The sequence below is a fragment of the uncultured Acetobacteroides sp. genome, assembly GCF_963667355.2.
Lineage (GTDB): Bacteria > Bacteroidota > Bacteroidia > Bacteroidales > ZOR0009 > Acetobacteroides.
Map to the genome: position 1 here is coordinate 2,282,904 of NZ_OY763328.2, position 12,352 is coordinate 2,295,255.

At 49.7% G+C, this 12,352-nt stretch carries 9 protein-coding genes; 7 read left to right on the plus strand and 2 right to left on the minus strand.

The genetic code is table 11. The features are described 5' to 3' along the window. Window positions 1-135 precede the first annotated feature (135 nt). The gene (locus ACHZA1_RS09440; protein ID WP_320051625.1) at window positions 136-1,197 is read right to left on the minus strand and encodes a HAMP domain-containing sensor histidine kinase; all 1,062 of its coding nucleotides are present in this window, start codon (window positions 1,195-1,197) and stop codon (window positions 136-138) included. A 208-nt stretch (window positions 1,198-1,405) separates the two neighbouring features. Next, window positions 1,406-3,361 (minus strand): sulfatase-like hydrolase/transferase, encoded by a 1,956-nt coding sequence (locus ACHZA1_RS09445; RefSeq protein WP_320051626.1) that lies wholly within the window; start codon window positions 3,359-3,361, stop codon window positions 1,406-1,408. A gap of 540 nt (window positions 3,362-3,901) precedes the next feature. Here ACHZA1_RS09445 and ACHZA1_RS09450 point away from each other — a divergent pair. The 7 genes from ACHZA1_RS09450 to argH all read left to right on the plus strand — a co-directional run bounded on the left by ACHZA1_RS09450 (window position 3,902) and on the right by argH (window position 12,326). Then, window positions 3,902-4,570, plus strand: a complete 669-nt coding sequence (locus tag ACHZA1_RS09450; protein WP_320051627.1) for a GNAT family N-acetyltransferase — start codon at window positions 3,902-3,904, stop codon at window positions 4,568-4,570. 118 nt (window positions 4,571-4,688) lie between these two features. After that, window positions 4,689-5,888 (plus strand): argininosuccinate synthase domain-containing protein, encoded by a 1,200-nt coding sequence (locus ACHZA1_RS09455; RefSeq protein ID WP_320051628.1) that lies wholly within the window; start codon window positions 4,689-4,691, stop codon window positions 5,886-5,888. Between the two features lie 140 nt (window positions 5,889-6,028). Next, a complete protein-coding gene (gene argC, locus ACHZA1_RS09460) occupies window positions 6,029-7,003 on the plus strand; it encodes an N-acetyl-gamma-glutamyl-phosphate reductase (protein ID WP_320051629.1) in 975 nt (324 codons plus the stop codon). A gap of 78 nt (window positions 7,004-7,081) precedes the next feature. Continuing rightward, window positions 7,082-8,212 carry an aspartate aminotransferase family protein gene (locus ACHZA1_RS09465; protein ID WP_320051630.1) on the plus strand — a complete coding sequence of 377 codons (1,131 nt, stop codon included), beginning with the start codon at window positions 7,082-7,084 and terminating at the stop codon, window positions 8,210-8,212. A 478-nt stretch (window positions 8,213-8,690) separates the two neighbouring features. Continuing rightward, entirely contained in the window at window positions 8,691-9,479 is a 789-nt protein-coding gene (argB, locus tag ACHZA1_RS09470; RefSeq protein WP_320051631.1) for an acetylglutamate kinase, read from the plus strand. A gap of 300 nt (window positions 9,480-9,779) precedes the next feature. Further along, window positions 9,780-10,844 (plus strand): M20 family metallo-hydrolase, encoded by a 1,065-nt coding sequence (locus ACHZA1_RS09475; protein ID WP_320051632.1) that lies wholly within the window; start codon window positions 9,780-9,782, stop codon window positions 10,842-10,844. A 150-nt stretch (window positions 10,845-10,994) separates the two neighbouring features. After that, window positions 10,995-12,326 carry an argininosuccinate lyase gene (gene argH / locus ACHZA1_RS09480; RefSeq protein WP_320051633.1) on the plus strand — a complete coding sequence of 444 codons (1,332 nt, stop codon included), beginning with the start codon at window positions 10,995-10,997 and terminating at the stop codon, window positions 12,324-12,326. Window positions 12,327-12,352: the final 26 nt, after the last annotated feature.

A 12,352-nucleotide genomic window follows, 5' to 3' on the forward strand; every position in this document is an offset into this window, starting at 1 on the left:
ACTAGATTTCGTTAATGCAGCATGCTATTTCATGCTTGGATGCATTTCCAACAATTCTATTGGGAATGTTAGAGCGGTAAATATATGTAAAAGCGATTATTTTCCCTCCGAGCTAAGGGGAAAAAATAGTTACTGTTAGGGTAATGTAAAGTAGAAGGTGCTACCCTTGCCAACTTCACTTTCCGCCCATATCTTGCCATGATTTTTCTCGACGAAGTCTTTGCAAAGGGTTAATCCTAATCCCGAACCGTTTTCGTTTGCTGTTCCTTTTGTAGTAATTGTGCTAGAACCAAACAGCTTAGATAGATTATTGGGTGATATTCCGATGCCTGTGTCAGCCACTTTTATAAGAGTAGCCTTGCCATTTTTCTGAGCACTCAGGGTAATGCAGTCGTTGGATCGACAAAACTTAATGGCATTTCCAAGCAGGTTTCGAATTATAGTTTTTATCATGTTGACATCGGCTAATGCAGTGCATTCGCCACATGTTCTTTTGACTTTTAGCGTAACGCCTTTCGATTTTGCGGATATGCAGAATTGATTGACTTGTTCTTCAAGAATTTGGTTGATGTCAACTTTTGTGGGAGAAGAGCTGCTGTCTTCCATTTGACTTTTAGCCCAGTAGAGAATCTCTTCGGTAAGTTCGAGCGAACCGTTTACCTCCTTGATCATCAGCGGAATAATTTCGTCGAATTCGTCTTTGGAGAGATCCCTTGACTTGCGTAGGTCTAGTATGTTTTTTAAGGTAGCGAGTGGACTTCGCAGGTCGTGGGCAACGATGGATAACATTCGGTCTTTTGATTTATTGCTGATCCTTAATTCTTCGACCTGTGCTTGCAGCTGCTCTACCTGCGCAAGAATCTGCATCTTTGCTTTTCTCTCTTTCTGGCGACTTTTGATTAAAAAGTCGATTAGGCTACCGCTTAAAAGAAGTGCAAGGAGTAGTATGGCACTCAAGATGTGGCTGGTTTCTATCCTGGAAACTTGTTTTGTTTCCTGATTTTTTTGTTTTGTGAAGCGGTAATCAAGCAGGGTATATATATTTTGGTTGCTAAGGTTGTGGATAATATCGCTGCTGATCTGTGATACTAGAGAACTATAGTTTTCGAATGGTAATAGGGATTCCATCCTTCTATGCTGAGCAGGAAGGTATAGCGATGCAAATATTAGCAGCAGTAGGACTATCCCTTTTTTCATTTCTAACCTTGTTTTTATTTCTACAAGAGCGAGGTATAGATTTAAACAACGTATGCTTTTAAAAAGCTCGATGAAAGTCTTTTGGAAAGTTCTATTAAAGATGTAAACATTGTTAAAAGCATAAATGCTGTTGTAGGTATTTGTAAAGCATAAAAAAAGCGTAGCCCATTTTGGGTACGCCTTTTTTGTATTTTATCGATGGCTACTGCTAACGTTTTTGTGCCATTGGGGGATTCTTGTTAATAGAATTCTTTGTAAGCCCATTTTTGTATAGGTAGTAAGCCCCTTGATAGTAGGCTACGGCTTCGTTAAGCAAGGCATTATCTTTTGATGCTGGAGTTAGGTTGTTGGAGTTCTTATTGTAGGTGAAGAACTCGCTTTGATGCTGTACGTCCAGTATCACCACCTTATTACCCTTTAGGTAGCCCAACTTTTGGTAGGTGCCAACAAAGGCGCGTTGCTCGTTGGGCTTCATGGTAAGGATGTTTTTGCCAAAGAATTTCGACTCGTAGCTCCAGCCCATTAGTCCAAGAATGGTAGGTGCAACGTCAATCTGGCTGCACTGGGTTTCAACCTTAGCAGGTTTTACCAAGTTTGGGTTGTACACTATAAATGGGATATGGTACTTCTCGATGTTCATGCTTGATTTCCCAGCGCTGTTGTTGCAGTGGTCGGCTACAATGATGATGAGTGTATTCTTAAACCAAGGTTTGCTCTTTGCATCGCGGATAAGTTGGCCCATGGCGTAGTCGGTGTACTTAACGGCACCCTCGCGCCCGCTGCCCGATGGAATATCTACGCAATTATTGGGATAGGTGTAGGGGCGGTGGTTGGAGGTGGTCATTACGTACTGGAAGAATGGCTTTCCGGATGCATACGAGCTGTCGGCTTCCTGGATAACCTTATTGAAGAGATCGCCATCGCAAACACCCCAGGCGTTGGCGAAGTGGGTATCGGCTTTGGTAAACAAGTTACGATCTACCACCTTAAAATCATTATTCCCGAAGAAGTAGTTCATGTTGTCGAAGTAGCCGTAGCCACCATAAACGAATTTGGTGTCGTAGCCCTTTTGGCTGAAGACTGAGCCCAGCGTAAAGAGGTTCTCGTTGCCCGGACGACGTACAATGCTTGAGCCAGGTGTTGGAGGGATAGACAAGGTGATGGCTTCCATGCCGCGAACGGTACGGGTTCCTGTGGAGTAGAGGTTGGTGAATAGCATCGACTGCTTGGCGATGCTATCGAGGTTGGGCGTTAGCTTCTCGGTATTGCCAAACGCTCCGAGGAACGATGCGCTCAGGCTCTCGTTACAGATGAGGATAACGTTGTAGTTCTTTGCTTCTCCTTGGCTGGTGATTTTTCGGGTGATGTCATCGGGGTTGCTGCTGGTGTACTGGCTACCTTCGGTGGCTAGCAGCTTACGGAGCTCGGCAAGCGTTGATTTATTATCGTTGTTGATGTAAAACTTGTGGTAGTCGAGCTCGTTGTTGATGTAGGCCGAGCCCAGCGAGTAAACGCCATCCTTAGCCAGCTCGCTGTTGTACTGGTTGTCGAAGAACCTCTCCGTATTCTGTCCGAATGCAAAGAAGGCGATAAAGGGGAAGATGATGAAGGCGCTACCCACCTTGAGGCGCTGCCAAATGGTGGTGCTAATGCGCTCGCTTGGGGTAAACAACTTCTTGCGGATGGCGAATATGGCAACAGCCGCTGTGAAAAGGGTCCAAAGCGATACCACCAGCGGTATGTTGTACGACTCGAAGATGTTGTTGGTAACTTCCGAGGTATACACCAGATAGTCGATGGCGATAAAGTTGAAGCGGGTGCTAAACTCTTCCCAGAAGAAGTACTCGGCAAAGGCGCCAAATATGGCTGCGGCAATCAGTATGGTGTAGAATACGATCGCCGATGTCATCCTCCAGCGCTTGTAGAAGGCGTTGTCGGTGAGCAGCGTTACCAGAAGGGCAAACGGAATGAGCATATAGCTTACCGAGACAATATCGTAGAAGGCACCCATGGCGTATACCTTTATCAGGTTCCAGATATTCCACGAAACATCGGCACGTGAGAAGAAGAGAAGATACGTACGGGTTACCATGGCAATGGCAACGTAAATTCCAGCTAAGCTGAGTAACCCCTTGAAGCGGGTGCGTAAAATAGAATTAAACATATGAACAAAAAATGTGGTGTGTTTTCCCTCGGCGCCAAATGTAGTAAATAATTACACCTATCAAATATGCAGGTGTAGCTCTAATGAGATTCTAATGGGCCGAAACATCTACATTGGGATAAAGTTTAACGGTTTCGATTCTCTTCAGCCTTTATCTGTTAAAAAAAAAGAAATAAAAAGGGCTGAATGATAAATGGAAACTATAATATCTACATTTGCACCATCTGAAAAGGCAAAATTGCGATGGACAACAAGCAAAGCATACTAAGTTCGACTGTTTCGATGGGCATCTCCGCTCAACGTCAGCTTGCTATTTCGTTCGCAACTATTTCATCTAGCCTTAACCGACGGGAAAGCCGGCGGTAATTTCTTTTTTGTCCCACTAGGACAAACTCTCACAATCAATCTTTATTTGCAGCTAGCTAAATTGGCAATCGCCTCTTCTGGCATCGTATATTGAACTTTTCTGCAAGTAACCAATAAGTCGCCCTGAGCGAAATCAACGCAATTCATTCATCACAGTACAATTTTAGAGGCATCATGCATATTGATGATTTTGTGGTAACGGTGGCAACTACCGACCACATCAAGTACAGCCAGGAGATCGTTGACGAGATGGCCGAATCGGCCAAGCAGCGCGGAACTGGTATTGCAAAGCGTACCCCTTCCTATGTCGCCCAAAAGATAGAGGAGGGGAAGGGCATCATCGCACTTTACAAGGGTGTGGAGTGGGCCGGATTCTGCTACATCGAGACGTGGGGGGGCAAGGAGTACGTTGCCAACTCGGGTCTGATTGTATCGCCAAAGTTCCGTAAGGTGGGCTTGGCGAAGAAGATCAAGGAGAAGGCCTTTGAGCTGTCGCGCACCAAGTACCCCAACGCAAAGCTGTTTGGTCTTACCACCGGATTGGCGGTGATGAAGATCAACTCGGAGTTGGGTTACGTTCCTGTTACCTACTCGGAGCTTACCGACGATGAGTCGTTCTGGAAGGGCTGCGAGAGCTGCGTTAACTTCCCGATCCTTATGAGCAAGGAGCGCAAGAACTGTCTCTGTACGGCGATGATATTTGACCCTGCCAAGCAAAAGGGCGGCGATAAGGCTCCAATGGAGGATTTCAAGAAGAAGTCGAAGCTGTACGAGCGCTTTATGAGGCTTAAGGAGTTCATCATGCTCAGGGGCAAGTTTATTAAGGCGGCGTTGTTTGCCTAATAGATACAAGATGTTAGACATTAGACGATAGATGTTAGACGAATGCAATAACAGCCAAGTCTCAAAAACTAAAATCTAAGGTCTAAAATCTCAAGTCTAATTATAAAATCAAATCAAAATGTCAAAAGAAAAAGTTGTTTTAGCATATAGCGGTGGGTTGGATACCACCTTCTGCGCTCTCTTCCTCAGCAAGGAGCTTGGTCACGAAGTACACGCCGTAATGGTTGATACCGGAGGGTATACCGCCGACGAGCTGGAGGCTATCAAGAATAAGGCGCTGAGCCTTGGTATCGCCTCGTACAAGTGTATCCACATTACCGATGAGTTTTACGACAAGTGCATCAAGTACCTTATCATGGGTAACGTGCTTAAGAATAACACCTATCCGCTAAGCGTTAGCGCCGAACGTGTGTTCCAGGCTATTGCCATTGCGCAGTATGCAAAGGAAATGCAAGCTGATGCCATCGCTCACGGTAGCACCGGTGCCGGAAACGATCAGGTGCGCTTCGACTTGGTGTTTAACACCATCGCACCTAATGCCCGCATCATCACCCCAATCCGCGACTTTAAGTTCTCGCGCGAGTACGAGATCGACTTCCTTAAGAAGCACGGCGTAGATTTCGAGGCAAAGAAGGTTACTTACTCGCTCAACGTGGGTATTTGGGGAACTTCGGTTGGTGGAAAGGAGACGCTTTCGTCGCACGGTCAGCTACCCGAGGAGGCCTACCCAACCCCATGCACCGCAACCCAGCCGCTCGACGTGGAGCTTACCTTTGAAAAGGGCGAACTTAAGGCTATCGACGGAAAGGCGTACGCCAATCCGGTTGAGGCTATCCACGCGCTTAACGCCATTGCAGGTCCTTACGGCATTGGTCGCGACATCCACGTTGGCGATACCATCATTGGTATTAAGGGTCGCGTAGGATTCGAGGCGGCTGCTCCATACCTTATTATTAAGGCGCACCATCTGCTAGAAAAGCATACGCTAACCAAGTGGCAGCAGTTTATCAAGACGCAGCTGGCCGACTGGTACGGCACCCTTCTTCACGAGGGTCAATACCTCGATCCAACCCTACGCAACATAGAGGCGTTCTTCGAGAGCTCACAAAAGTACGTTAGCGGCAAGGTGTTCATCACGCTGCATCCGCACTACTTCCAGCTTAACGGTATCGAGTCGGAGCACGACTTGATGTCGAGCAAGTTTGGCGCCTACGGCGAGGAGAACAAGTCGTGGAGCGGCGACGATGTGAGAGGCTTTGCCAAGATTCTGGGCAATCAGCTTTCGATTTTCCAAAAGGTTAATGGGGTGGAGTTTTAATGAAAGACATTAGATATAAGATTTTAGACATTAGACACTAGATGTTAGATATTAGATAAATGCAACAAAAGCAAAGTCTAACACCTGCCATCTACCTTCTAAAGTCTAAAATCTAAAGTCTAAAATCTAATATCTGAATTATGATTAAAGCCGGAATTATTGGCGGAGCAGGTTATACGGGGGGCGAGCTGATTCGCCTTCTGATAAACCATCCCGATGTGGATATTGCCTACGTAAACAGCAGCTCCAACGCGGGAAATTACGTGTACGAGGTGCATACCGACCTTTTTGGGGATACCGACCTGCGCTTTACCGGTGAGGTATCCACCGATATCGATGTCATCTTCCTGTGCGTTGCCCACGGCGATGCCAAGAAGTTTTTGGCGGCGAATCCGATGCCTTCGAGCGTTAAGATCGTTGACCTTAGCCAGGACTTTAGGATTAAGGGAACATCGCCCGAGGGGACTGGCTTTGTATACGGACTACCAGAGATTAACAAACAAGCTATACAAACTGCTACACAAATCGCAAACCCGGGTTGCTTTGCAACCTGCCTGCAGCTGGGGTTACTTCCCCTTGCTGCAAACGGTTTGCTTACCGATGAGCTTCACATTACAGGGGTGACGGGCAGCACGGGGGCAGGACAAAAGCCCACCTCATCGACCCACTTCAGCTGGCGATCGAACAACCTGTCGGTGTACAAGGCGTTCGAGCATCAGCACCTGAAGGAGATCACCCAGAGCGTGGTGCAGCTGCAGCCCGACTACAAGAAGGCCATCAACTTTATCCCTTACCGTGGCGACTTTGCCCGTGGAATCATTGCGAACATCCACACCAAGTTTAGCGGTACGGAGGAGGAGGCGGTGGCGCTCTACCAGAAGTTCTACCAGGGGCAACCCTTTACGCATGTATCCACCCAAAACATCGACCTAAAGCAGGTGGTGAACACCAACAAGTGTCTGGTGCACGTGGAGAAGCATGGCGAGTACCTTTTGGTGATGAGCATCATCGACAACCTGCTAAAGGGGGCATCGGGTCAGGCGGTTCAGAACATGAACCTGATGTTCGGCATCCCCGAAACCGCAGGGTTGATGCTGAAGCCGGTAGCGTTTTAAAGTAGACTTTAGACGATAGACGTTAGACTTTAGATGGGTCTAATATCTAAAGTCTAACATCTAAAATCTTAAAAAGCAATGATTCCATTCGACGTATATCCCGTTTTTGATATTAACCCGGTAAAGGCCGAGGGCTCTTACCTGTGGGACGATAAGGGTACAAAATATTTAGACTTCTACGGTGGGCATGCCGTGATCTCCATCGGCCATAGCCATCCGTACTACGTGAAGAAGATTAACGAGCAGCTCTCGCAGATCGGCTTCTACTCCAACTCGGTGAAGATTCCGATGCAGAACGAGCTTGCCGAGAAGCTGGGCAAGTTGAGCGGCTACACCGATTACCAGCTCTTCCTTTGCAACTCGGGCGCCGAGGCCAACGAGAACGCGCTTAAGCTCGCCTCGTTTGTTACCGGACGCAAGAAGGTGATCGCCTTTACGGGCGCCTTCCATGGTCGCACGTCGTTGGCCGTTGCCGCCACCGACAACCCCAAGATTGTAGCCCCGGTAAACGCTACCGAGAACATCGTATTTGTTCCGTTTAATGATACTACGGCATTCCTAAAAGAGATGGATGCCGAGGTGGCTGCTGTGATTGTAGAGGGAATCCAAGGAGTTGGCGGGATACAGATTCCTTCCGCTGATTTCCTTGAAACCATTCAGGCTAAGTGCAAGGAGCTTGGGGCGAAGCTCATCCTCGACGAGGTGCAGTCGGGTTACGGTCGTACGGGTAGGTTCTTTGCCCATCAGCACTTCAACGTAAAGCCCGACATCATCACCACCGCAAAGGGCATGGGCAACGGTTTCCCGGTGGCAGGCGTGCTCATCGCACCCGATATTAAGCCAAGCTACGGCATGCTGGGAACCACTTTTGGCGGAGCCTACCTTGCCTGCGCGGCCTCCATTGCCGTTTTGGATGTGATGGAGCAGGAGAACCTGATGGCCAACGCGCAGAAGATGGGCAACTACATCCTGGCGCAGCTGCAGGGCATCTCCGGCATCAAGGAGATTAGGGCGCTAGGACTGATGATTGGGGTGGATATGGAGAAGCCGGCTGGACCGCTGCGTAATGCGCTGGTGTTCGACCACAAGGTGTTTACCGGAGCAGCCGGAGCGCACACCGTACGCCTGCTGCCAGCGCTAAACATCACCCAAAAAGAGGCCGACGCGTTTATCGATGCCTTTAAAAAGGCGATAGCGGCAACGAAGTAGCATCCGCGAGCTCCGGTAGAGCTTTCCCTAAAGGAAAAGCTTTGTCGGAGGCTGCGGATAGAGCTTTCACCAAGGGAAAAGCTTCGTCGGCGGTTGCGGATTGAGCTTTCACCAAGGGAAAAGTTCTGTCGGCGCTTGCGGGTAGAGTTTTCACCTAAGGAAAAGTTCTGTCGGCGCTTGCGGATGGAGTTTTCACCTAAGGAAAAGTTCTATCGGCGCTCGCGGGTAGAACTTTTACGAAGTGTAAAGCTTCATCGCCACCCGGCAGTAGAACATTTACATAGTGCAAAACTTCGTCGCCGCACGGCAGAAGAGCATTTACGAAGTGTAAAGCTTCATCGCCACTCGGCAATAGAGCTTTTACAAAGTGTAAAGCTTCGTCGCCGCATGGCAGTTAACCCTGACAGGTTTAAAACCCTGTCAGGGTTAGGTAAACAGCTCTAAAATCTAAAGTCTAATATCTAACATCTTAAAAAAGATGATTACAATAGTAAAAATAGGCGGCAACGTGATCGACAATCCGGCGCTGCTGTCCGATTTCCTCGATAAGTTTGCCCAGATAGATGGGCCTAAGGTGCTCATCCACGGTGGCGGTAAGATTGCCACGGAGCTTTCGCTAAGGCTGGGCGTAGAGCCTCAGCTGGTGGATGGCCGCCGCATCACCAATGCCGAAACCATCGATATTGTTACCATGGTTTACGCAGGATTGGTGAACAAGAAGATGGTGGCTGCCCTTCAGGCACGCAGATGCAACGCAATCGGTCTTTCGGGGGCTGATGCCAACATCATCTGCGGCGTACAGCGCCCCAAGGAGCCCATCAACTTTGGCTTCGTAGCCGACCTAAACGAGGATAGCGTGCACGACGACCACCTCAAGCAGCTGCTCTACGACGGGTTCACCCCCGTATTCTCGGCCATCGTGCACGACGGCAAGGGCAATCTGCTTAACTGCAACGCCGACACCATCGCCTCTGCCATCGCCGTGGCGCTATCGAAGAAGGGCGACACCAAGCTGGTGTACTGCTTCGAGAAGAAGGGTGTGCTGAAGGACATCAACGACGAGAGTTCCGTTATCAGCCTAATTAAAAAGGATGAATTCGGTGAGCTTGTCAGCACGGGCGTTGTTGCTAAAGGTATGCTGCCTAAGCTGCAGAACGCGTTCGATGCGCTTGCTAAGGGCGTAGGCTCGGTGGTAATCACCCAAGCCGAGGATGTGCTTACTGCCTCCGGCGAGCCACTCGCCTGTGGAACGACGCTGAGCCTATAGTCTTCCGAATAGCGAGAAGTTAAACGGGAATAAACGGAAGTGGAGCGAAGCGACATCCCACCTTAGCTGGATTAGTCGAAATAAAATTGAAGCTAGAAAATTACGGGTTAACCTTAATCAAGGCTCGTTATCCCCTCCTTGGGAGGGGTAGGGGTGGGTTAATAGTACAAGGATAAGCATTGAGACGCGAACATCGCGTCTCTACTAGCTTAAATAAGCGTTTCAGGGTAGAGACGCATTGCATGCGTCTCTTTTCTAAATAAGGCTATACAACAAATAAAGAAGCAATACCAACGTAGCATGGACTACAAAACGCTCTCAAACGGTGCCATCGAGCTGCTGAAGCTGCTCATCTCCACCCAGTCGTTTAGCGGCGAGGAGGGTAAGGTGGCCGATCTGATGAACCACTACCTCACCTCGCGCGGCATTAAAACCCAGCGCTACCTGAATAACGTCTGGGCGGTTAACGAGGATTTCGATCCCAAGAAGCCCACCGTGCTGCTCAACTCGCACCTCGACACGGTGCGCCCCAACACGGGCTACACCCGCAATCCGTTCGAGCCAACGGTGGAGGGCGATAAGCTCTTCGGCTTGGGCAGCAACGATGCCGGAGGATGCCTGGTGTCGCTGGCAGCAACGTTTACCCACTTCTACCATCAGCAGGGGATGAAGTACAACATCGTCTTTGCCGCAACTGCCGAGGAGGAGAACTCGGGCAAGAACGGCTTGGAGTGCGTGCTACCGCTGCTTCCGCCCATCGACTTTGCCATTGTGGGCGAGCCAACGCAGATGCATCTGGCCGTTGCCGAAAAGGGGCTGATGGTGCTCGACTGCGTGGCGCACGGCAAGTCGGGTCACGCTGCCCGCAACGAAGGGGTGAACGCCATCTTCAAGGCGATTGAGGATATCAGCTGGCTCAACACCTACCGCTTCCCGGTAGTGTCCGACTATCTGGGCGAGGTAAAGATGAGCGTAACCATGATCAACGCCGGAACGCAGCACAACGTGGTGCCCGACCGCTGCTCGTTTGTGGTGGATGTACGCCTTACCGACGCTTACTCCTTGGAGGAGGTGTTCGAGTTCATCAAGCAGAACATCAAGAGCGATGTTACCTGCCGCTCGATGCGCCTACGACCATCGAAGATTGAGGTTTCGCACCCCATCGTTCAGGCCGGATTGGCGCTGGGCCGCACCACCTACGGATCGCCAACCACCTCCGATCAGGCGCTGGTCGATTCGCCATCGCTCAAGCTCGGTCCTGGCGATAGCGCCCGCTCGCACACTGCCGACGAGTTTGTGCACCTCTCCGAAATCCACGAAGGCGTAGAGCTGTACATCAAGATGCTGGAGAAGGTGATTTTGTAGAGGAGCTAGAGGAAGTTATTTCAGAAGTTAAACGAAGTTAGAAGAAGATAAGTAAAAGGGTTTGCAGTGTAATACTCGAAGCAATGAGGGGTGCCCGAAGGGCGGGGCGGTTGTATTACGAACGAATGTCTAACGTCTAAAATCAAGACCATGAAACTTTGGCAAAAAAACTATCAGGTAGACCAGTCCATCGACACCTTTACGGTGGGTGACGACCGCGAGCTGGACCTCTACCTCGCAAAATACGATGTGCTAGGCTCGCTGGCGCACACCCGCATGCTCGAAAAGGTAGGCTTGCTATCGGCAGCCGATCTTGAGCAGGTGCAAAAAGGGTTGAAAGACATCTACAGCGAGATAGAGGAGGGTAGCTTTACCATCGAGCCCGATGTTGAAGATATCCACTCGCAGGTGGAGCTGCTGCTCACCCGTCGCTTGGGCGAGGTTGGAAAGAAAATTCATAGTGGACGCTCGCGCAACGATCAGGTCTTGGTCGATATCAAGATGTTCCTCCGCAGCGAGGTAATGCGCGTGGTGTACTGCTACAAGGAGCTCTTCGACCTACTACAGGAGCTAAGCAAAGAGCATAAGGATAAGCTGCTGCCCGGCTACACCCACCTTCAGCTAGCTATGCCCTCGTCGTTTGGAATGTGGTTTGGCGCCTATGCCGAGGCCATCACCGACGATATGGAGATGCTGTTGGCTGCCTACAACTCGGCAAACAAGAATCCACTAGGCTCTGCCGCCGGCTACGGATCGACATTTCCGCTGGACAGGCAACTAACCACCGACCTCTTGGGCTTCGAAACGCTAAACTACAACGCCGTATTTGCCCAAATGAGCCGTGGCAAAACCGAGCGCAACGTGGCTTTTGCCATCGCTGCCGTTGCCGGAACCCTCTCCAAGTTAGCCTACGATGTGGTGCTGTACATGAACCAGAACTTTGGCTTCATCTCCTTCCCCGACGAGTTGACAACCGGGTCGAGCATCATGCCGCACAAGAAGAACCCCGACGTATTCGAGCTGGTACGTGGCAAGTGCAACGTGCTGCAGTCGCTTCCCAACGAGCTGATGCTGCTCACCAGCAACCTTCCCTCGGGCTACCACCGCGACCTGCAGCTAACCAAGGACGTCATCTTCCCAGCCTTCAACAAGATTGTAGACTGCATCAACATAACCACCTACATGCTCTCGCAGGTAAAGGTAAAAGACGGTCTTCTTGATGATGAAAAGTACGATGTACTCTTTAGCGTCGATGCCGTAAATAACCTAGTAGTAGAAGGCAAACCCTTCCGCGATGCCTACAAGATTGTAGGTGGCGATATTGCCGAGGGTAAGTTTAAGCGTCCAAAACAGCTAAACTACCAGCATCTGGGTAGCATCGGAAATCTTGCCAACGAGCAAATATCCCAGCTGATGGAGGCAAAGCTGGCGCAGTTTAACTTCGATAAGGTGGTTGTCGCTCTCGATGGGCTAACCCGATAAAACAAAAAAATCCCAGACCTTAGATC